General features: G+C 40.7%; 20 protein-coding genes and 2 pseudogenes. 12 read left to right on the top strand and 10 right to left on the bottom strand.

The features are described from left to right. Nucleotides 1-363: 363 nt before the first annotated feature. The 3 genes from glnH to glnQ all read left to right on the top strand — a co-directional run bounded on the left by glnH (nucleotide 364) and on the right by glnQ (nucleotide 2,644). Nucleotides 364-1,104 (top strand): glutamine ABC transporter substrate-binding protein GlnH, encoded by a 741-nt coding sequence (glnH, locus tag REG_RS02200; RefSeq protein WP_006704295.1) that lies wholly within the window; start codon nucleotides 364-366, stop codon nucleotides 1,102-1,104. 164 nt (nucleotides 1,105-1,268) lie between these two features. Further along, complete coding sequence (gene glnP / locus REG_RS02195; protein ID WP_006704294.1) at nucleotides 1,269-1,925, top strand: glutamine ABC transporter permease GlnP; 657 nt, start codon at nucleotides 1,269-1,271, stop codon at nucleotides 1,923-1,925. Then, nucleotides 1,922-2,644 carry a glutamine ABC transporter ATP-binding protein GlnQ gene (gene glnQ / locus REG_RS02190; protein ID WP_006704293.1) on the top strand — a complete coding sequence of 241 codons (723 nt, stop codon included), beginning with the start codon at nucleotides 1,922-1,924 and terminating at the stop codon, nucleotides 2,642-2,644. Before glnP ends, glnQ begins: the two co-directional genes overlap by 4 nt. Before the next feature lie 321 nt (nucleotides 2,645-2,965). On the opposite strand, the gene REG_RS02185 is transcribed toward glnQ, so the two are convergent. Both REG_RS02185 and REG_RS02180 read right to left on the bottom strand, forming a co-directional pair. After that, on the bottom strand, nucleotides 2,966-3,895 hold the full coding sequence (locus REG_RS02185; RefSeq protein WP_006704292.1) for an acetate and sugar kinases/Hsc70/actin family protein: 930 nt from the start codon (nucleotides 3,893-3,895) through the stop codon (nucleotides 2,966-2,968). Beyond that, complete coding sequence (locus REG_RS02180) at nucleotides 3,883-4,152, bottom strand: hypothetical protein (RefSeq protein ID WP_039906936.1); 270 nt, start codon at nucleotides 4,150-4,152, stop codon at nucleotides 3,883-3,885. Before REG_RS02180 ends, REG_RS02185 begins: the two co-directional genes overlap by 13 nt. 303 nt (nucleotides 4,153-4,455) lie before the next feature. On the opposite strand from REG_RS02180, the gene REG_RS02175 reads away from it, so the two are divergent. Next, nucleotides 4,456-5,148 carry a helix-turn-helix transcriptional regulator gene (locus REG_RS02175; RefSeq protein WP_006704291.1) on the top strand — a complete coding sequence of 231 codons (693 nt, stop codon included), beginning with the start codon at nucleotides 4,456-4,458 and terminating at the stop codon, nucleotides 5,146-5,148. A gap of 756 nt (nucleotides 5,149-5,904) precedes the next feature. Further along, nucleotides 5,905-6,606, top strand: coding sequence for a helix-turn-helix transcriptional regulator (locus tag REG_RS02170; protein WP_006704290.1), 702 nt, complete (start codon nucleotides 5,905-5,907; stop codon nucleotides 6,604-6,606). Nucleotides 6,607-6,657: 51 nt separating this feature from the next. On the opposite strand, the gene REG_RS10640 is transcribed toward REG_RS02170, so the two are convergent. Both REG_RS10640 and REG_RS12510 read right to left on the bottom strand, forming a co-directional pair. Further along, nucleotides 6,658-6,927 (bottom strand): DDE transposase, encoded by a 270-nt coding sequence (locus REG_RS10640; RefSeq protein ID WP_050749290.1) that lies wholly within the window; start codon nucleotides 6,925-6,927, stop codon nucleotides 6,658-6,660. Between the two features lie 190 nt (nucleotides 6,928-7,117). Further along, nucleotides 7,118-7,276 (bottom strand): transposase, encoded by a 159-nt coding sequence (locus tag REG_RS12510; protein ID WP_141553595.1) that lies wholly within the window; start codon nucleotides 7,274-7,276, stop codon nucleotides 7,118-7,120. Nucleotides 7,277-7,396: 120 nt separating this feature from the next. On the opposite strand from REG_RS12510, the pseudogene REG_RS12505 reads away from it, so the two are divergent. Beyond that, nucleotides 7,397-7,543 (top strand): annotated as a pseudogene (locus REG_RS12505) (IS5/IS1182 family transposase); the annotation flags it as partial. A gap of 361 nt (nucleotides 7,544-7,904) precedes the next feature. Here REG_RS12505 and REG_RS02160 read toward each other — a convergent pair. Continuing rightward, nucleotides 7,905-8,162: pseudogene (locus REG_RS02160) on the bottom strand (helix-turn-helix domain-containing protein); the annotation flags it as partial. Between the two features lie 181 nt (nucleotides 8,163-8,343). Between REG_RS02160 and REG_RS02155 the strand changes: the two are divergent. Then, nucleotides 8,344-8,736 carry a DNA-binding protein gene (locus REG_RS02155; protein WP_006704289.1) on the top strand — a complete coding sequence of 131 codons (393 nt, stop codon included), beginning with the start codon at nucleotides 8,344-8,346 and terminating at the stop codon, nucleotides 8,734-8,736. Nucleotides 8,737-8,813: 77 nt separating this feature from the next. Here REG_RS02155 and ispB read toward each other — a convergent pair whose 3' ends face one another. Continuing rightward, nucleotides 8,814-9,797, bottom strand: coding sequence for an octaprenyl diphosphate synthase (gene ispB / locus REG_RS02150; RefSeq protein WP_006704287.1), 984 nt, complete (start codon nucleotides 9,795-9,797; stop codon nucleotides 8,814-8,816). Between the two features lie 214 nt (nucleotides 9,798-10,011). Between ispB and rplU the strand changes: the two genes are divergently transcribed. From rplU to cgtA, 3 genes are all read left to right on the top strand, one after another. Next, entirely contained in the window at nucleotides 10,012-10,323 is a 312-nt protein-coding gene (gene rplU, locus REG_RS02145) for a 50S ribosomal protein L21 (protein ID WP_006704286.1), read from the top strand. 21 nt (nucleotides 10,324-10,344) lie between these two features. Further along, nucleotides 10,345-10,602 (top strand): 50S ribosomal protein L27, encoded by a 258-nt coding sequence (gene rpmA / locus REG_RS02140; RefSeq protein ID WP_006704285.1) that lies wholly within the window; start codon nucleotides 10,345-10,347, stop codon nucleotides 10,600-10,602. 318 nt (nucleotides 10,603-10,920) lie between these two features. Beyond that, nucleotides 10,921-12,048: an Obg family GTPase CgtA gene (gene cgtA, locus REG_RS02135; protein ID WP_006704283.1), complete on the top strand. Its 1,128-nt coding sequence runs from the start codon at nucleotides 10,921-10,923 to the stop codon at nucleotides 12,046-12,048. 178 nt (nucleotides 12,049-12,226) lie between these two features. Here cgtA and lpdA read toward each other — a convergent pair whose 3' ends face one another. The 4 genes from lpdA to epmB form a co-directional block, all read right to left on the bottom strand. Next, on the bottom strand, nucleotides 12,227-13,654 hold the full coding sequence (lpdA, locus tag REG_RS02130; RefSeq protein ID WP_087943365.1) for a dihydrolipoyl dehydrogenase: 1,428 nt from the start codon (nucleotides 13,652-13,654) through the stop codon (nucleotides 12,227-12,229). A 151-nt stretch (nucleotides 13,655-13,805) separates the two neighbouring features. After that, the gene (aceF, locus tag REG_RS02125) at nucleotides 13,806-15,122 is read right to left on the bottom strand and encodes a dihydrolipoyllysine-residue acetyltransferase (RefSeq protein ID WP_006704280.1); all 1,317 of its coding nucleotides are present in this window, start codon (nucleotides 15,120-15,122) and stop codon (nucleotides 13,806-13,808) included. A 30-nt stretch (nucleotides 15,123-15,152) separates the two neighbouring features. Further along, entirely contained in the window at nucleotides 15,153-17,810 is a 2,658-nt protein-coding gene (gene aceE, locus REG_RS02120) for a pyruvate dehydrogenase (acetyl-transferring), homodimeric type (protein ID WP_006704276.1), read from the bottom strand. Between the two features lie 282 nt (nucleotides 17,811-18,092). Then, the gene (gene epmB, locus REG_RS02115) at nucleotides 18,093-19,109 is read right to left on the bottom strand and encodes an EF-P beta-lysylation protein EpmB (RefSeq protein ID WP_006704275.1); all 1,017 of its coding nucleotides are present in this window, start codon (nucleotides 19,107-19,109) and stop codon (nucleotides 18,093-18,095) included. Nucleotides 19,110-19,144: 35 nt separating this feature from the next. Here epmB and efp point away from each other — a divergent pair, with 35 nt between their 5' ends. Both efp and dnaK read left to right on the top strand, forming a co-directional pair. Next, nucleotides 19,145-19,711, top strand: coding sequence for an elongation factor P (gene efp, locus REG_RS02110; RefSeq protein WP_039906931.1), 567 nt, complete (start codon nucleotides 19,145-19,147; stop codon nucleotides 19,709-19,711). 199 nt (nucleotides 19,712-19,910) lie between these two features. Continuing rightward, nucleotides 19,911-21,860 (top strand): molecular chaperone DnaK, encoded by a 1,950-nt coding sequence (dnaK, locus tag REG_RS02105; protein ID WP_006704273.1) that lies wholly within the window; start codon nucleotides 19,911-19,913, stop codon nucleotides 21,858-21,860. The last annotated feature ends 135 nt before the right edge of the window (nucleotides 21,861-21,995 follow it).

Raw genomic sequence — 21,995 nt, 5'->3', positions numbered from 1 at the left:
GAATTATTTCTGTTATACTGCCTCGGCGTAAAGCGATGAGGCTCGTTGATGGCTGAATTTTTCTTAGAGCCTATTCAAAATCTCTTGTACTCGCTGATGCTTCGTCAAAAACGAGCTCAAAATGCTCATTTACGCTATGTCAACTGCGCTTTTTCGCTCATTTTTTTCTCAATTGAGCTCAGCTCAAAGAAGGTTTCGAATAGGCTCTTAACTAAGACGTAAATCTATTCCTCATGTTTCTTGACAACTTAATCTACGACATTAATTTGACTTAACTAACTGAAATATTGATTAAAATTCAATAAAAATACCACAAAATGATAAAAATCTATCTCTTCCATCTAAAATAAGGAACATCCTCCTATGAAGTTGCTTGTGAAAATTTTATTGGCTGGATTAACCTTAGCCTTTGCCGTTAGTGCTTACTGTGAACAAAAAAAACTGATTGTCGCCACCGATACCGCATTTGTTCCCTTCGAATTCAAAGAAGGAGATAACTATGTCGGTTTTGATATCGACCTCTGGCAAGCTATCGCTGAACAACTTCATGTCGACTACCAACTAAAACCGATGGATTTCAGTGGCATTATTCCTGCCTTACAAACCAAAAATGTCGATGTAGCACTAGCGGGTATTACTATTACTGATGACCGCAAGAAAGTCATAGATTTCTCTGATGGTTATTATGACAGTGGCCTGCTGATTATGGTCAAAAATAATAATAACGACATCAAAGGTGAGCAGGATCTACAAGGAAAAGTGGTTGCGGTAAAAATGGGCACAGGCTCAGTAGATTATGCAAAAACAAACATTAAAACCAAAAATCTGCGTCAATTCCCTAACATTGATAACGCCTATCTAGAACTCGCTACAGGCAGAGCCGATGCGGTATTGCATGATGCGCCCAATATACTGTACTTCATCAAAACTGCCGGCAATGACCGATTTAAGGCGGTTGGTGCCCCTATTAAAGCGCAACAATATGGTATTGCTTTTCTAAAAGGCAGTGAATTACGAGAAAAAGTTAATCAGGCGCTACAGGTATTATATGAAAAAGGCATTTATGCTGAAATCTATAAAAAATGGTTCGGTGATACCCAATGAATTTCGAGTCACGGCAAGGCGGCAATCAGTCGAATCCCAGGAGTGTGGTACATGACTGAGATAAGTGTGAGTAGCCAACGCCGCCGTAACTTGAAAGGCGAAGGGTTATAGAACCTAATTAATGCGTGTTTATGTTGATCATTATCTAAATCAGGAGAATATCCATGCAGTTTGAATGGAGTGCTATTTGGCCCGCCCTCCCAATCCTGCTTGAAGGTGCTAAGTTAACGTTATGGATTTCAATCCTTGGATTACTTGGCGGTTTGATTATTGGGGTTGTTGCCGGTTTTGCTCGTGCTTATGGTGGTAAAATTAGCAGCAATATTGCCTTGGTATTTATCGAGCTTATTCGTGGCACCCCTATTATTGTACAGGTCATGTTTATTTATTTTGCCATGCCGATCATGATGCCCATCCGTATCGATCCTTTCACCGCAGCAGTGGTAACCATTATGATTAACTCTGGTGCGTATATTGCTGAGATCACCCGTGGCGCTGTACTGTCCATTCACAAGGGTTTTCGCGAAGCGGGTTTGGCTTTAGGTCTATCTAAGCGTGATACTCTGCGTTATGTCATCGCCCCTTTAGCACTGCGTCGCATGTTACCGCCTTTAGGAAATCAATGGATTGTTAGCATCAAAGATACCTCACTGTTTATGGTGATTGGTGTTGCTGAATTGACGCGCCAAGGGCAGGAAATTATTGCTGGTAATTTTCGAGCAATGGAAATATGGTCTGCAGTGGCGGTAATTTATCTCGTTATCACGCTAGCACTTAGTTTTGTGCTGCGTAAGGTAGAAAAAAAGCTGAAAATAATATGATTAAATTAAAAAACGTTTCCAAACATTTTGGAAAAACCCAGGTGCTCCATGACATTAATTTAAATATCACCAAAGGAGAAGTGGTTGTCATCATCGGTCCCTCTGGTTCGGGTAAATCAACATTATTACGCTGTATTAATAAATTGGAAGTGATCACTGAAGGGCTATTAATCTTTGATGGCTTGGATATTAACGATCCTAACATTGATGAACGTCTGATTCGCCGAGAAGCAGGCATGGTTTTCCAACAATTTTATCTATTTCCACATTTAACCGCGCTTGAAAATGTGGCTTTTGGTCCTATCCGCGTCCGCGGCATTCAAAAAACAGAAGCAAAAAAGCTCTCTCTTGACCTGCTCGCAAAAGTAGGGTTGTCAGAACGTGCTCATCATTACCCAGGGGAGCTATCGGGCGGGCAACAGCAGCGAGTTGCGATCGCCCGAGCGCTGGCAGTGAAACCAAAATTAATGCTGTTTGATGAGCCGACGTCTGCACTTGATCCAGAGCTACGTCATGAAGTCTTAACGGTAATGAAAGATCTAGCCGAAGAGGGAATGACCATGGTCATTGTCACGCACGAAGTGGGTTTTGCTCATCAGGTCGCATCACGCCTCATATTCATAGATCAGGGACGCATTGCACAAGATGGCGCCCCTAATAGCTTAATGACTAATCCTCCCTGTGAAAGGTTGCGTGAATTTTTGCAACACGTTGCCTAAATCATGAGTTAATAACCTAAGAGCCTATTAGAAATCTTCTTTAGCAAGCACACAAAAGATTTCGAACAGGCTCTCAGGAGGAGCCTACTCGGATGACCTGGCTAGGTCTGCTCAACTCAAGCCCCTTATTGATATGGCCAAATCAGTTTCATTTGATTTGGTGTTGTCGTCGCTTGCCGTACTATCTTCTTCGCCTTTGAAGCTGTTAGCTGCGGGTGTTCGCCGAATCACGTAGTATGCCTACGCTCATCTCCGCCTTGCCGTAACTCGAAACTCATTGGCTATATATGATGGAACAATCGATTTGAAAATTTTCAGGCATTAGAGATTTTGAGATAAAATTGCGTATCCTAACGTCCAACGTATATTGGTGTTATTGATCTTTTTCACCGCTTTTATATGTGAATTTGGTAGATTAAGTACATTAAATAAAAGCTCGTTAGCAAACAAAGCATTAGCACATTTATTGAATGTATTATATCTATCTCTATTCTCACTATATATAACTATATCAGGGTAGTCTTTTTTGCAGAGATACTTAATCTTATTAGTCAGCCCTGTTTTGTCTTCATCTTTCACTCCAAAGAAATTTAACGTTTGATATAACCCACTGATAGCAAAAAATTCGCTTTTATAAAATTCTTTATTCTGAGTTAATTTTTTTAAATTAGGAAATTGAGTTAATATTGAATCTACTATAGCGCTACATTTTTCCAAAGAGAAATTACCACTAATATTATTCTCATTGTATTCCTTCGGATAGCAAAAATCTTTTTCTGATTTTTCGGTAATTGAAAGATTGAAATCATTACTTCCTAAACCAAGAAAACTCACCGCATAAATATTATAATTTACATCATTTATATTTATAGACATGATGTTATCATCTTGATGCTTAGTTTTATCAGTAGCAAAAGCGATTTGGGCAGATGATCCACCTATTTCGATAATTCCTTTTGTTTTCTTTTTCTCTAACGTACCATTCAAATAATTCACATCAACCCATGCATAAACACCTTCTTCTTGACCACTGATCGTTCTAAATTCACCAGGTTTAAAATTATTATCACTTACCGCTTCTTTTGCACGCGCATAAATCTCTTTTTGATTCACTCCTGTGACCTTACGCATACCTGCTGTGCCTAATATACTGACAACAACTTCATCTGGTTTAATTTTATGTTCTTGTAATAAAAAAGTGGCTATCTCTCCTAGCATGGGATTAATAAGTTCTGTTTTTATATTATCCACTTTTTCCAGAGGAAGTTTTTTTCTACATCAAAGAGTGGAGTGATTTTCATGGCGTTTTTGTCTATTTGATAGAGAGAAGCCCGTGTCCCACTGCTCCCCGCATCGAAAACGACTTCATATCGAATATTTTTTTCTACGCTAGCATAAGCATGAAAACTATAACTCGTAATGACCATCAACATAAAGAATAAAAATATACTACTGATTTTATTATGAAAATTTTTAACAAATTTATCTGCTATTTTAATAATTAACATCTCTCATATTCCTATTTTTTTCAGACAAAATCATATAATTTTTATATTTTTTTTGCATTATTTTATTTATTTTCCCCCTCACCACATTTCAGTGAGGGGAGGTCAATAAGCATAATACGTTGATTGCTAACTACATTGTGCTACAAAATGTGATTAATATCACAGATATTTGTCATGAATTGCAATTTGTACCTTACAGTATTCAAGCTAGGAAAAAGCCGCCGGAAAACTCGAGTTGGTTGACAGTGAAGTAGAGAGTATGATAGCTAATTTGACTAATATGTTAAATGAGAGGAAGCCTGTATGATTATCACAGAAAATACAGATAATGAAAGAGTGCTTTCTAATATAACCCGCTCTTTAGATTTGTTGCCTGATCCTTATGCCGTTAGAGGATATGACTCTCGTCATTTGTATGCTAATTTGGCAGTGGCTAAATTAGTAGGTCTTAGAAAAGTCGGTGATATTATAGATCGACTTGATTATGAAATTCCTTCACTTCTTTACGAGGACGAAGACTCACTCAAAGCATGGAGGTTACAAGATCAAAGAATTAGTGAAACGAGAAAGCCTCTGGCTATGCTTGAAGTACATCCAGACGCGGTAAACTCCCCGTATATAATAAGAAAAGTACCACTTTATAACAGTAACAACGAGATCATAGGTGTGTTTTGCTCAATGAAGTATTTGGAAGTATTTTCTCCTAACGATTTTGTGAGGGGCAAACTGCCGGGATCGCTGTTACTTAATAGACCGGATAAATCTTTTTCGGAAAGAGAATATGAAATTATTTTCCTGAAACTACAGGGTATGACAAGTAAAAGCATTGGTAACATATTATGTCTTTCTCCCCGCACAATAGAACATGCGCTGGAACGCTTATATAATAAAGCAGGCGTAAATCATATCGAGGATTTTATTTCTTTTTGTGAGCAACACGATTTCCACCGCTATCTTCCACATAAATTTTTACAAATCAGAACGTTCCGAATTTGAAAAAGAAACCGAAAACGAGATATGCCAACAGTGTCATGCATTTCATAATAGAATATAGCCGAATCAGTTTAATTTGATTCAGCTATATATCCCCACACTAAAGGCCGAGGTTTTGCGGCATACCAGATAAAAAGTAAATTGACATCGTCATTTCCGACAACAATTTTTGATGAAATAGCTCTCCCTTCGCCCTTCTCTGTGCTGTATTTCAAATAGGTAAGTAATACCCTATCTGTAAGGTATCTGCTACCTATATAAATAGATAAGGCAGGAATAACATAACAAGTCAACCACTGGCCAAAGATTGAAAATTAATCTTTATTATAAAAATGTCGGATTGGCTATTTCATTTTTTTCAATTTGTTATGATGGAATATCAACAGATCCTAGTAATATATAAAAAAGATAAAATAAATTCATTATAGGAATTAAAAAATATTTTGTCAGATAAAATAGTTTTCGGGATTTATTCCGTCTAGATAGTAGGCAGAAAATTATTAAGTATAATAATTTAATCCACTAAATTTTTATTTTTATGTTGCCTTGGTGATTTAAGTATTTTAAATATAGCGAAGCCAATAATTGGTACAATTATAAACTATAAATTTAATTGTGAAATTTATTCCTATTTAATAAATATTAAAAATATTTTTTGATAACAAAATAATCAGGCAAAGACTGTTTATATTATAAAAAAGTGAAATCATTATTAATATATTTACAAATAAGAACCCATTTGAGTGGAGGTGACTGACCATGACCAATATTAATAATGCATTAAAATCATTCCCCCTAATATCCATAATGGAAAGTAGTAACGATATTTGGGGCATAAAAGATTGCGAATCCCGATTTATTTATACTAATCGGGCGTTTCGTGAGTTTTTAAATATCCCTGCCAGATTCAAAATTGAAGGAAAACGCGATGAGCATCTCCCCACACCGGTTTCTGAATTTGCCTCTGAGCTGAAAAAACAAGATCTAGATGCCATCAGCAGTAGGCAAAGAGTGACTCTCATTAAAACCCACTTTTTTGGTCGAGAAAAAAAATTGCAACCTTATTGGTATGAAAAATTTCCGCTCTATAATGAAAATAATGAATGCGTAGGCACGGTGTTTTATGGCAAAAAATTGGATTTTATTTCACCACAACAATACGTGAGCAAGATCACCCCCTCAGGATTAGCAGTGGATCCACCAATAAAATTATTTAATCAATCAGAGCTAAGAATCATATTTTTTATATTACAGTCGATGAGTGCTAAGGAGGTTGCAAGGAAACTCTATCGCTCTCACAGAACAATAGAAAATAATCTGTGCAGGATATATCAAAAATCGAAAGTAAATTCCTTACAAGAGTTTAAAAAATTCTGCCATAAAGCCGGATTTGATCGTTATATTCCACAAGAATTTATCCCAATTGGCATCCAGTTTATTGAAAATATAGCCGAATCCTGAAAAACCGATAATGAATGCTATATTTTGAGCTAATAGCGTTAATTCTTAAAGTCATGTAATAAAAAAGGAAATCAATGAGCTCTTTTTTACGGTATACAGATGCTCCTGCCCTGGCAAGGCCAATACCCTCCGTCGGGGGATGTGCCAGGTGACCACGCGATGTTGATGTTCGCTGCGTCGCATCACGCCTTTATAACCGGCATCACCATGAACAACCTCTTCTTGACCGTGAAGAAGGTGATGAACTTGCGTCACATCGGCTACATTCGCCGAGGTTCCCACCAGGTTTAGTTGAACTGGGCGCATGAATAATCGTAGCATCGACAATGCTACCCCGTTTGATAAATAGCTTAAGCGAAGCTAAATGCGTATTAACTTCTTCAAACAGCGTTTCGCTTAAATGATGTTTTTCCAGCCAATGACGAAAATGCAGAAGAGTGGGATCGGAGGGAATGGCATCGACACATACCCCAGCAAATTGACGTAATAAGGGGATGTCGTATAACGCTTCTTACATCGATAAATCAGCATAATTAAACCCATTCTGTAAAAAATAAATCCGCAGCATCACTTCTAACGGTTTCGCCGGCCTGCCGCCTTTAGGGCTTGCCTTGGGGTAATGACGACTGAGTTTGGCCAGCATTTTTTCCCAGGGAACTATCCTATTCATTTGCGCTAAAAAGTCGGCTCGGCTCGGCTCGGCTCGTCGATTTCGTTTTCATTTCACTATTAACCTAAAAAAATTATTAATGACAGAATAGACTACTTTTATCTGTTCTTCAGGGTTTCCATAACAAGCCAGCGTGTATTAAACGAACATGTCATTGGTATGATTAAAAGATTTAAAATTGTATCAGATCGTTATCGAAACAGGCGAAAACGTTTTGGATTAAGATTTAATCTGATTGCTGCAATTTATAATATGGAAATTAGATAAATGATAGTTTCCGAAGAGGTCTAATGGAATAAAATTCAGCACTATCTCAAAGGCTCACAGTACAGAAAACGGCGCTACCAGACTGAAGCGATCACGCAATTTAAATTTAGTTAGCACATATGGGGCATGCCCCCGACATCAGCTAAATAAATCACCACGAATCTCTGGCAAAAATGAAGGGGATACACCGTAAAAAAGAGCTTATTGACCTCCTCTTCTATCGAATGACTTTAAAAATTTAGCGCTATTAACGCCAAATATAAAATTTATGGCAGGTTCTTCAGTGTTTCCATAGTATTATTGATTCATAATAGTACCGTTCAGGCTCCTCAGCCTTGCTGCCTTTCCTAGCACGATTTGATCGCATTTTGTTTTTACGATCAATCAGTGTCCCTGTATTTTTATCGAAATAGCGGCTAGGCCATATTTTCGAGGGATGAATACCAAGACATTCCGCTATAAGCCATTCACCTTTCGGCCATGCTCGTGTCAGGGCATTGGAAAGCGTGGAAGAATTTAATCCAGATTTTCTAGATAACGCCGCCATGGTAGTGCCCTTCTTGCGTAATGCCGCAATGATATCGGCAGGATGCCAATCAGAAGATTTCCTTAATATCATCATTTAGTCCTTTTTTCTACTGAGATATTAATCTATTAGTGGTATAACTAACGTCTTATCGTTAAGTGTGTCAATAACAAATAGTAGTAATTTAGAAAATTATAGCATTTATTTTCCAAATTTTTCCATTTTTTAGGAAAATATTTACAATAAAATAGACATAATTAGAGAAGATAACTTTATGAAAAAAGAATGGTATGCAGCCAAAGAACTTGCAGGTATTCCAGGATTTCCATCATCACCACAAGGAATTAACCTACGGGCTAAGCGTGATGACTGGAAAAAACGGCGGCGCTCAGGTGTTCAAGGTAAAGCACTGGAATATCATATTGATAATTTACCAGATAATATTCTTAATATATTGAAATTAAAAGAAAAAAATGTCCAATATCACGTAAATAAAAGGGAAAGCTCATCAATATTGATTGAAGCTATTGAGCGTTTAACTGAATCTAAACGCGAAAAAGTGATCAGTTTTATAACAAGTTTTGGAACTGAAGGACTTATCGAGCTTATTGATCAACGACAAGCTGATAATCCACAAGAAAAAAGTCCTTTAAAACAGGAAGATTAAATCATTTTTAAATAAAATAAAAAATCATCAAGTTATTTTCATACTCAAAAATTGCTATAAAATGTTAAAAAATATAATTAATATTCACGCATAATAGAAAATTTTGCGAGTTTTTCTAATGCTATACGGTAAGGATTTTCAGGCAAGACTTGTAATTCGGCAATCGCTTTATTGGCTTCTGTTTTTGCACATTGGCGGGTATAGTTCAAAGAACCATATTCTTTTAGCACTTGCTGCACGGAAGTGAACAAGTGACGACCATTATCCTGCTGAATCGCGTTGCAAAGTAGAGCTGTTTGCTCTGGCGTACCTTTCTCAATGGCATGTAATAATGGTAGTGTTACTTTTCCTTCGGCAAGATCGGCACCACTCTTTTTCCCTGTACTATTTTCTGGGCTGTAATCAAGCAAATCATCAATTAATTGAAAAGCAATACCGATATGGTGGCCATAACGTTGCAACGCTAATTCTTTTTCTTTATTAGCACCTGCCAATATAGCAGAGGACTGTGATGCCGCTTCAAACAATTTGGCCGTTTTACTACCAATCACGCTCAAATAGTTTTCTTCCGTGATCCGTGGATCCTTACAATTTATTAACTGCTGTACTTCACCTTTAGCGATCATATTGGTTGCGGTAGACATCACTTCTAATACACGCATCGAGCCGAGTTGAGTCATCATTTGAAAAGCACGGGTATAAATGAAATCGCCGACTAATACGCTTGCTGCATTACCGAATTGAGCATTAACTGTTGCTTTGCCGCGCCTTAAATCAGAATTATCGACCACATCATCGTGCAATAATGTAGCGGTGTGAATAAATTCTATTAATACGGCAATGGTAATATGCTGATTACCTTTATATCCTAGTGCTTGAGCAACAAGAATAGCAATCATAGGACGAATACGTTTGCCGCCATTATTGATAATGTAGTGACTAATTTCTGTGATTAATGCAACATCAGAGCGCATTTGCTCTTCAATCGTATCGTTAACGGTAGCCATATCTTTTGCTGTTAATTCTTTAACTTCATCCAATATACTTGCATTATTCAGCATTTTTTCTCATTATTCAGCTTTTGAAATTGTCTTATTGTACTTAAAAAATGCGCTAAATAAACGTTATGTTGGCACTCCACTCTTTTTTCTATTTTAGTCTTGATTCTATTCTTGTGATCTGTACTCTTTTTACGTAGAATTTCCGCTTTCATGTGAATATTTATAGTGCGCTCTCGGTTAACTATGGTGGGGGTGTACGGAAAGCGGAGTTTATATGTACGGGGTTTTCCAAAGTGGTGGTAAACAACACCGAGTCAGCGAAGGACACATCGTTCGTCTAGAAAAGTTAGACGTCCAAGAAGGTGAAATAGTTGAGTTCGATCAAGTGCTAATGGTAGCGGATGGTGAAAACATCAAAATTGGAGCGCCTTGGCTTGATGGTGTAAAAATTACAGCTACCGTAATGGCTCATGGTCGAGGTGAAAAAATTAAAATTGTTAAATTTCATCGTCGTAAGCATTACCGTAAGCAACAAGGCCACCGTCAGTCATTTACTGATATTAAAATAACTGGCATCAGCGCTTAGTTTTATTAAGGAAGCGAATTTATGGCACACAAAAAAGCAGGTGGTTCGACACGTAACGGTCGCGATTCTGAAAGTAAACGTCTTGGCGTAAAACGTTTTGGTGGAGAGACGGTTCTAGCAGGTAGTATTATTGTTCGTCAACGCGGTACAAAATTCCACGCTGGGGTTAACGTCGGTTGCGGTAGAGATCATACTTTATATGCCTTGACTGATGGCAAGATAAAGTTCAATGTTCAGGGTGCAAAAAATCGTAAATTTGTTAGCATTGAAGCTGAATAAATTTTCTTTATTTTATCGAATAAGATATAAGCCTCGCAGAAATTGCGGGGCTTTTTGCTATAGCCCCTGATAAAAAAGATGACTTAACACCTGTTCGAAATCTCTTGTGCTTGCTGATACTTTGTCAAAAGAGAGGCAAGACAAACAACCAATCGACCCATTATATACCCACATTCCTTGAAGTTACGGCAAGGCGGCCAGTGTGTGAGACCCGATGAGCGTAGACATACCATGAGGCGAACACCCGCAGACAACAAAGCCGTAACTTGAAAGGCGAAGGGTATAGTAGCCAGGCCAATGAATTATGGAGAGTATTAAATGAAATTTGTAGATGAGGCTACCATCCTGGTCGTGGCAGGTGATGGTGGTAACGGCTGTGTTAGTTTTCGACGCGAAAAATATATTCCCAACGGTGGCCCTAACGGAGGCGATGGGGGTGATGGCGGCGATATTTACTTACTGGCTGATGAAAATTTGAATACATTGATCGACTACCGTTTTATAAAAACTTTCCGTGCCGAACGCGGCCAAAATGGGCAAAGCAGTGACTGTACAGGGAAACGCGGCAAAGATATTACCATTCATGTGCCAGTAGGAACCCGTATTTTTGACCAAACTACGGGCGAAATACTAGGAGATATGCTGCATCACCAGCAACGTCTGATGGTGGCAAAAGGAGGCTTCCACGGATTAGGAAATACACGTTTTAAATCATCGATTAATCGCGCCCCTCGCCAAAAAACATTGGGTACAGCAGGTGAAACGCGAGAGCTGGCATTAGAGCTATTATTGTTGGCCGATGTAGGCATGTTAGGGCTACCGAATGCCGGCAAGTCTACGTTTATTCGCGCGGTTTCTGCCGCTAAACCTAAAGTTGCCGATTATCCCTTTACTACTTTGATCCCAAGCCTGGGTGTAGTGAGAATGGATCATCAACAAAGTTTTGTGGTGGCGGATATTCCTGGATTAATTGCCGGGGCATCGGCGGGAGTCGGTTTAGGTATTCGTTTTTTGAAACATTTAGAACGATGCCGGGTGTTATTACATTTGATTGATCTCGCGCCTATAGATGGCTCCGATCCGGTTGAAAATGCAAAAATCATTATTAACGAACTACAGCTATACAATGCCAACCTTGTTGATAAACCCCGTTGGTTAGTTTTCAACAAAGTCGATTTAATCGACGAAAAAGAAGCCGAAGTACGCGCTAAAACCATTGCCGCTGCTTTAGGATGGCAGGAAAAATATTATACTATTTCGGCGGTCAATCGGCATGGTGTTGAGGCACTTTGTTGGGATGTGATGAATTTCATCAATACTCAGCCCAAAATGCTGCCGGTAGAAGAAAAAACATCGGAAGACATGGCTTTTAAGTGGGATGACAATCATCAACAACCATCAACGTCTTCCGACACAAAAACAGAACAAATCTGGCAGGATGATTAAGATAAATCTGAATCATCAGTAGACTTCGTGCATAACCTACTACAAAATACGGATCTTGCGTTACCCGGTGCACGCAATCCTCATGTACTTATATTGACGAAGATTGCTGTGCGTCGTCGCGGGCGACTTGATTTCGCGCCACGCAGAGCAGTTTTGCAAGAAGTCTATTGAAAAAAATTTATTTCTTTTTAGCTTTCGGGTTAGGTAAGTCAGTAATGCTGCCTTCAAATATCTCAGCCGCCAACCCCACTGATTCATGCAAGGTTGGGTGTGCATGAATGGTCAGCGCTAGATCTTCTGCATCACAACCCATTTCAATCGCTAAACCGATTTCACCTAATAATTCGCCACCATTGCTGCCAACAATGGCACCACCGATGATGCGGTGAGTTTCTTTATCAAAAATCAGTTTGGTGATCCCTTCAGCACAATCAGAGGCAATCGCTCGCCCTGATGCGGCCCATGGGAATGTTGCCGTTTCAAAGCTGATGCCTTTTTCTTTTGCTTCTTTTTCGGTTACACCCACCCAAGCTACTTCTGGCTCGGTGTAGGCGATAGAGGGGATCACTTTGGGATCGAAATAATGTTTTTTGCCTGCGATCACTTCTGCAGCAACATGACCTTCATGTACCCCTTTGTGTGCTAGCATCGGTTGGCCAACGATATCACCAATGGCCAAAATATGTGGCACATTGGTGCGTAACTGTTTATCAACGTTAATAAAACCCTGCTCGCTTACCTCAACATCTGCTTTTCCCGCATCCAGAGATTTGCCATTGGTTACGCGGCCAACCGCAACCAGAACCGCGTCATAACACTGAGGCTCTGTAGGCTTTTTGCCTTCCATCGTCACGTAGATGCCATCTGTTTTCGCTTCAACCTTGGTGACTTTGGTTTCGAGCATTAAGTTAAATTGTTTACTGATCTTGTTAGTGAAAACCTTAATGACGTCTTTATCTGCCGCTGGGATCACTTGATCAAACATTTCAACCACATCAATTTCAGAGCCTAACGCACGATAAACCGTCGCCATTTCTAAGCCAATAATGCCTCCACCCATGATAAGCAATTTTTTAGGAACGCTTTTCAGCTCCAGTGCATCGGTGGAATCCCATATGCGCGGATCCTTATGAGGGATAAAGGGAAGTTTTGTTGGATGAGAGCCTGCGGCGATAATGGCATTATCGAAAGTAATAGTGGCAGTAATTTCACCTGCTGTATTTTCTACTGCTAATGTATTAGCATCGGTAAATTTACCTTTTCCATTGACCACATTAACTTTACGGCCTTTGGCCATCCCCGCTAAACCACCGGTCAATTGCGAGATGACTTTTTCTTTCCAGCCCCGCACTTTATCCAGATCAATGCTAGGTTCACCAAACGCAATGCCATGATTACCAATCGCCTTGGCTTCGTTGATCACTTTCGCCACATGTAATAACGCTTTGGAAGGGATGCAGCCAACGTTGAGGCAGACACCACCCAAGGTGTCGTAACGTTCAACCAATACGGTTTCTAGGCCTAAATCTGCGCAGCGAAAAGCAGCCGAGTAGCCTGCCGGACCAGCGCCTATTACCACCACCTGAGTTTTTATTTTTTTACTCATCATGCCCTCTTGCATTTTTTGTCTAGTATACCCTTCGCCTTTGAAGCCGCCACGGGGGTTCGCCCGAATCACCTAGTATGTCTACACTCATCGGTTTCACGCCCTGGCCGCGCCTAGCGGCAACTTGAAGGACTGTGGGTATAGATAATGATTACATAATCAAACGACGGATATCCGCCATGATACTGCCAATATGGCTAACAAAACGGGCACCCGCTGCCCCGTCGATCACACGATGGTCAAAAGAAAGGGAGAGCGGTAACATCAAGCGCGGCTCAAATTCTTTACCATTCCATATCGGTTTGATAGAAGATTTGGAAACACCCAGGATCGCCACTTCCGGCGCATTAACGATAGGCGTAAATGCTTTACCACCAATGCCTCCCAAGCTGGAGATGGTAAAACAGCACCCCTGCATATCAGCCGCCGTCAGCTTGCCTTCACGTGCTTTTTGAGAAGTTAAGGCCAATTCCCGTGACAATGCTATAACGCTTTTTTTGTTAACATCACGAAATACAGGGACAACTAAACCATTAGGGGTATCAACCGCTACACCAATATTGATATATTTTTTTAGCGTGAGTGTCTGTGCATCTGCGGAAAGCGAGCTGTTAAAACGTGGATAAGCCTCGAGTGCATTGGCTGCCGCTTTCATGACAAACACTAATGGGGTGATTTTTACCGCCAATTTTTTCTTTTCTGCTTCGCTATTTTGTTGTTTGCGGAAAGCTTCAAGCTCAGTGATGTCGGTTTCATCAAATTGAGTGACATGTGGAATAACGACCCAGTTACGGCTTAGATTGGCACCTGAAATTTTTTGAATGCGCCCCAATTCGACTTCTTCAACTTCACCGAACTTGCTGAAATCCACTCGCGGCCAAGGTAACATGCCTGGCAAGCCCCCGGTAGTAACGGCACCCGATTCAGCAGCGTTGACCACTTTTTCTACATATCGCTGTAAATCTTCACGTAGGATGCGTCCTTTACGACCAGTGGCCGTCACTTTTGCCAAATTAATACCGACCTCACGTGCCAAGCGACGGATAACGGGTGTTGCATGCACGTAAGCTGAGTTTTCGGTAAAATCATCAGTGTTTGCTATTTGACTGTGATCCGCCTCGTTGTTATCGATTTTTGTCTTATCAATATGACTGTTATCCGTGGCGATAGGCGCTGTTTCCACAGCGGTTTTTTCTTCTACATTGCCAGCCGCGGGCGCAGGGGTATGATTATCACTAGCTGCCTCACAGATCATGATAAGCTTGCCCGTTTCGATTTTTTCACCTAGCGCCACTTTGATTTCTTTGATGATACCCGCGTGAGGAGAAGGGATCTCCATCGACGCTTTATCCCCTTCAACGGTCAGCAATGATTGTTCAATTTCAATCGTATCACCTACTTTGACCATAATTTCGGTGATTTCCACTGCGTCAGTACCAATATCCGGTACCTTGATTTCAATAGACATAAATAGTTTTACCTTTATATTGCTAGCCTGTTATGCCAAACGAGGATTGATCTTATCAGCATCAATACCAAATTTAATGATGGCTTCTGCCACTACCTTGCTATCAATGTCACCCTGTTTAGCAAATTCGCTTAAGGCAGCGACCACCACATAAGATGCATCAACTTCAAAGTGATGACGTAAATTTTCGCGGCTATCAGAACGACCATAGCCATCCGTGCCTAATACGCAAAATTGACGGGCTGGAAGATAGCTCCGGATCTGCTCAGCGAATAATTTCATATAGTCAGTCGAAGCAATGGTAGGGGCATCATGCATCACTTGCGTGATATAAGGTGTACGTGGTGTTTCTGTTGGATGCAGCCTGTTCCAACGTTCACAATCTTGACCATCACGTGCTAATTCGGTAAAAGAAGTGACACTATACACATCAGAGCCTAGGTTATAGTCTTCAGATAAGATCTGCGCCGCTTGACGCACATGACGCAAAATAGCGCCTGATCCCATCAACTGCACTTTACCTTTACTGCCTTCAAGCGTTTCTAATTTGTAAATACCTTTGCAAATACCTTCCTCTACCCCCTTTGGCATGGCAGGCATGTGGTAATTTTCGTTCAATGTGGTGATGTAGTAGTAAATATTTTCCTGCTTTGATCCGTACATGCGTTCTAAGCCGTCATGCATAATAATGGCTACTTCATATGCATAGGCCGGATCATAAGAAATGCAGTTGGGGATGGTGAGTGATTGAATATGACTATGGCCATCTTCGTGTTGTAAACCTTCACCATTGAGCGTAGTACGACCCGAGGTGCCGCCGATAAGGAAGCCCCGTGCCTGTTGATCACCGGCTGCCCAACAGAGATCGCCAATACGTTGGAAACCAAACATCGAGTAGTAAATGTAAAAGGGGATCATCGGCAAATCATTAGTGCTGTATGATGTTGCCGCGGCGAGCCAAGAGGCGGCTGCTCCTAATTCGTTAATGCCTTCTTGTAGAATTTGTCCTTTTGTATCTTCTTTGTAGTAAGCCACTTGTTCACGATCTTGCGGGGTGTATTGTTGACCCTCTGGGCTGTAAATACCAATTTGGCGGAATAACCCTTCCATACCAAAAGTCCGTGCTTCATCAGCAATAATAGGCACGATGCGATCTTTTATCGATTTATTCTTTAACAACACATTCAATACACGTACAAAAGCAATGGTAGTGGAAATTTCTTTGCTTTGTTCTTCTAGCAGCGCACTAAAATCTGCCTGGGTGGGTAAGGTTAATTTTTCAGTGAATTTTGTTAATCGAGTTGGTAAATAACCTGACAATGCCTCACGGCGAGCATGGAGGTATTGATATTCTTCGGAATCTTTATCGAAAGTGATGTAGGGCAATTTTTCAATATCGGCACCGGTAACAGGTACCTCAAAGCGATTACGTAAGTGGTGAACCCCCAGCATATTCATTTTTTTGACTTGGTGAGCGATATTTTTGCCTTCCGCGGTTTCACCCATACCATAACCTTTGACGGTATGCGCAAGGATCACCGTCGGTTTGCCTTTAGTGTCTTGTGCTTTTTTCAGGGCAGCAAAAATTTTCTTGGGATCATGCCCTCCGCGATTGAGTGACCAAATTTCATCATCACTCATGTCTTGGACTAATGCTTTGGTCTCTGGAAAACGTCCAAAGAAATGTTCACGGACATAAGCCCCGTCTTTAGATTTTAAGGTTTGATAATCGCCGTCCAAGGTTTCATTCATGAGTTGAATTAATTTACCGCTGGTATCTTTGCGTAATAAGGCATCCCAGCGATCGCCCCAAATGACTTTTAGCACTTGCCAACCCGCACCGGCAAAGATACCTTCTAGTTCATTGATAATTTTACCATTACCGATAACCGGACCATCCAGGCGTTGCAAGTTACAATTGATCACGAAAACCAAGTTATCCAGTTTTTCACGGCTGGCTACGGTAATTGCACCCTTAGATTCAGGCTCATCCATCTCACCATCACCGAGGAAAGCATAAACCCTTTGCCCCAAGGTATTTTTTAAGCCACGGTGATTGAGATATTTGAGGAATTTTGCCTGATAAATAGCATTGATTGGCCCTAATCCCATAGAAACGGTCGGAAATTGCCAAAATTCGGGCATCAATTTAGGATGAGGATAAGAAGAAAGCCCTTTACCGTCGATTTCTTGACGGAAATTATTTAGCTGCTCTTTCGTCAGCCTGCCTTCAAGAAAAGCACGGGCGTATATCCCTGGAGAAATATGGCCTTGGAAAAAAACTAAATCGCCACCGTCTTTTTCGTTACGGGCACGGAAAAAATGATGAAAACACACTTCGTAAAAGGTCGCTGAAGATTGGAAAGAGGCAATGTGGCCACCCAAGTCTAAATCTTTTTTCGATGCGCGCAGTACCATCATTACTGCATTCCAACGGATAGCAGAACGGATACGTTGTTCTAGCTCCAGATTGCCGGGATAAGCCGGCTCTTCCTCTAAGGTGATAGTATTAATATAATCTGTGGCACCCAGGGTAATGTTAACGCCGTCTTTGCGGGCAGCATTCAACACTTGGTTAAGCAAATAATAGGCACGCTCAACCCCTTCTTCGCGGATAACCGATTCGATGGCTTGTAGCCAGTCGCCGGTTTCAACTGGATCCACGTCATTTTTTAAATCATCTGACACGACGGTATTCCTTTCATCTTTTTTAAACGGTTTGTCGATAGTTTATCATTAGACTGCTTACATAACCTACTTACGGTTTTGCAAGAAGTCTATTAGCGCCTATTCTAAATCCCTTGTACTCGCTAATACTTTGTCAAAAAAGAGCGCATAAGTATAAAAAGAAACTGCATTTTTTCGCTCATTTTTTTCTCATATTGAACGTCACTCAAGAAGATTTTGAACAGGCTCTTAGACCACTTGTCAAATCGCTATGGTTTTGCAAAAACGAGCCTTGATTTTGTATTAGCTTAGCGTCAGCGGCGTTTTACTTTTTTCTCCAGCAATCTCTCTCACTAAACGTGGAACCAAATAACCAGAAATACAGCCTAATAATCCGTTGATGAGTCGTCGAGCCTCATCATCATTGACCATAAAATGGGCGGCACCTTTTACCTTATCCAAAACGTGAAGGTAGTAAGGTAAAATACCTGCATTAAACAGAGCATTGCTAAGCTGAGCCAGCACCTCGACGTTATCATTGACACCACGGAGTAATACACTTTGATTGAGTAAAGTGACCCCCTTTGTTTTAAGTTTTGCCATGCTATCGCATAATACGTTGTCAATTTCATTAGCATGATTAATATGTGTCACCAGTACAATTTGTAAACGTGATGCATGAAATTTTTGACAGAGTGCGATAGTAATACGTGCGGGGATTACGACGGGTAAACGAGTATGAATACGTAATCGCTTAATATGCGCAATTTTTTCTAACGCATCGATTAACCAACTGAGTTCGCGATCTTTCGCCATCAAAGGATCCCCCCCGGAAAAAATGATTTCGTCCAATTCAGGATGCTGGCGAATATAATCTAGGGCTAATTGCCAATTTTTTTTATTGCCTTGATTATCTTGATAAGGGAAATGGCGACGAAAACAGTAGCGACAATTGATAGCGCAGCTTCCTTTCACTAATAAAAGCGCCCGATTACCGTATTTATGTAACAAACCCGGTGCCGCAGTGCGCTGTTCTGCCAGTGGATCAGTGATGAAATCTTCTGGGCTGATAAATTCAGCAGAGGAAGTGAGCACTTGTCTCAGTAATGGATCATTGGCATCACCCTTTCTCATTAGTGCCACAAACGCTCTAGGAACCCGCAGAGGAAACAGGCGCCGCGCGCTTTTGCCTTGCGGAAGCTCAGGATGGGTATCCAATTGCAAAAGCTGCAACAACTCATCAGGATCAGTGATCACGTTCGCAAGCTGTTGCAACCAATCTTCTATAATTGGCTTATTTAAGGTTACAATGGTCGTCATTTTTTGATTTAGTTACTCATTTCAAGAGGGTCATCATGGCAACTTATTCTAGCAACGAATTTCGTTCCGGTCTTAAAATCATGTTAGACGGGGAACCTTGTTCAGTGATTGAAAGTGAATTCGTTAAACCCGGCAAAGGCCAAGCCTTTGCTCGTACCCGTATTCGTAAACTCATTTCCGGAAAATTATTAGAAAAAACCTTTAAATCTACCGATACCGTAGCCGCTGCAGATGTAGTTGATATGAATTTAACCTATTTGTACAACGATGGCGAGTTTTGGCATTTTATGAATAATAATACTTTTGAGCAACTCGCCGCCGATGCTAAAGCCACTGGCGACAATGCGAAATGGTTAGTTGAACAGGCCGAATGTATTCTGACATTGTGGAATGGTCAGCCTATTGCGGTCACCCCACCTAATTTTGTTGAACTGGAAATTGTTGAAACTGATCCTGGTTTAAAAGGAGATACGGCAGGTTCCGGTGGTAAACCCGCCACCTTGAGTACCGGCGCGGTCGTTAAGGTACCCTTATTTGTCCAAATCGGTGAAATTGTTAAAGTTGATACCCGCTCCGGTGAATATGTTGCTCGTGTTAAATAACTGTTTTCAACGAGAAATAAAAACGATTTAACGCGATAAAAAATAATTTTTTCATTTTTCCCCTTGATGCTGGGATGCATGACCCCATCTTATCTCCTAACTGTAATGAATAATACTGTGGCGTGGTGAAATTAATAGACCATTAAAGTTAACAATCCGTTCACATATCGATTATAAATTTCTTTGGGAGTAACTTCAGATGACTGAACAAAAAAAACGTAGCGGTAAAATTATTGGGATCGATTTAGGTACAACGAATTCTTGTGTTGCTGTGATGGAAGGCAAGACAGCTAAAGTTATAGAAAATCAGGAAGGAGATCGTACCACGCCTTCAATTATTGCCTATACCAACGACGGCGAAACATTAGTCGGACAACCTGCGAAACGGCAAGCCGTCACCAATCCGAAAAACACATTGCATGCTATCAAACGTTTGATTGGTCGTAAATTCGAGGATCAAGAAGTTCAACGTGATGAAAAAATCATGCCTTATAAAATCGTTAAAGCTGCTAATGGCGATGCTTGGGTTGATATCAAAGATAAGAAAAAAGCGCCGCCGGAAATTTCTGCCGAAATCCTGAAAAAAATGAAAAAAACGGCGGAAGATTATTTGGGGGAAGAAGTCACAGCAGCGGTTATCACCGTGCCGGCTTATTTTAACGATGCACAACGCCAAGCCACTAAAGATGCGGGGCGCATTGCCGGTTTAGAAGTAAAACGTATTATCAATGAACCCACTGCCGCTGCTTTGGCATACGGATTGGATAAAGGTGACAGTACTATCGCTGTTTATGATCTCGGCGGGGGAACTTTCGATATTTCAATCATTGAAATAAATGATACCGACGGTGATAAAGTTTTCGAAGTACTGGCTACCAATGGTGATACCCATCTCGGTGGTGAAGACTTTGATAATCGAATGATTAATTATTTAGTAGCTGAATTCAAAAAAGATCAGGGAATTGATCTCACTAATGATCCCTTAGCTATGCAGCGTTTAAAAGAAGCAGCAGAGAAAGCGAAAATCGAACTTTCTTCTGCTCAACAGACGGATGTTAATTTGCCCTATATTACTGCCGATACCAGCGGCCCTAAGCACATGAATATCAGAGTGACACGGGCAAAACTGGAATCATTGGTAGAAGATCTGGTTGACCGTTCTATTGAGCCGTTGAGAAAGGCATTAGAGGATGCAAAATTATCTGTCAGTGATATTAGCGATATCATTCTGGTGGGTGGCCAGACACGTATGCCGCTGGTGCAGCAAAAAGTGAAGAAATTCTTTGGTAAAGAACCCCGTAAAGACGTCAATCCCGACGAAGCGGTTGCGGTCGGTGCTGCTATTCAAGGAGGGGTGCTTTCTGGTGATGTAACAGACTTACTGTTACTCGATGTAACTCCTCTGTCGCTGGGTATTGAAACCATGGGTGGGGTAATGACACCACTGATTTCAAAAAATACCACTATCCCTACTAAACATAGCCAGGTGTTTTCTACTGCAGAAGATAACCAATCTGCCGTCACCATCCATGTGTTACAAGGTGAACGTAAACGTGTTAGCGATAATAAATCTTTAGGACAATTTAACCTCGATGGTATTAATTCCGCACCACGGGGTATGCCGCAAATCGAAGTCACCTTCGATATTGATGCTAATGGTATTTTGCATGTCTCTGCTAAAGACAAAAATAGTGGAAAAGAACAGAAAATAACCATTCAAGCATCTTCAGGTCTCAGTAAGGAGGAAATTGAAAAAATGGTCAGAGATGCTGAGGCAAATGCTGAAACCGACCGTAAATTTGAAGAATTAGTAAAAATACGTAACGAAGCCGACCAACTGACCCATAGCACAGAAAAACAGTTAAAAGAGGTTGGTGATAAGCTAGCAGCAGAAGATAAAACCGCCGTTGAAGCAGCATTGCAAGCATTGGAAACCGCGAAAAAAGGTGAAGATAAAGCTGATATAGAAGCGAAGAGCCAGGCGTTAATTCAAGTCTCTAGCAAATTACAAGAAATAGCAGCGCAACAAAACACTAATGATCCGGCTGCTGGTGCTGATAGTAATAACAATACCCCACCAAAAGAGGATATTGTTGACGCTGAATTTGAAGAAGTGAAAGATGACGAACAAAAGAAGAATAAAAAATAATCGCCCTTAAGCGGCGGGCACAGCAGTAGTAATATTTACTATAGCTGGAAACCGGCACGGGCGTCGAGGCAACTCTATACCCACAGTCCTTCAAGTTGCCGCTATAGCCGAATCAGTTTAATTTGATTCAAGGCG

It is taken from the genome of Candidatus Regiella insecticola LSR1, from assembly GCF_000143625.1.
Taxonomy (GTDB): domain Bacteria; phylum Pseudomonadota; class Gammaproteobacteria; order Enterobacterales; family Enterobacteriaceae; genus Regiella; species Regiella insecticola.
Note: the sequence above shows the minus strand (reverse complement) of the source record. Positions and strands in the feature narration are given on the sequence as shown.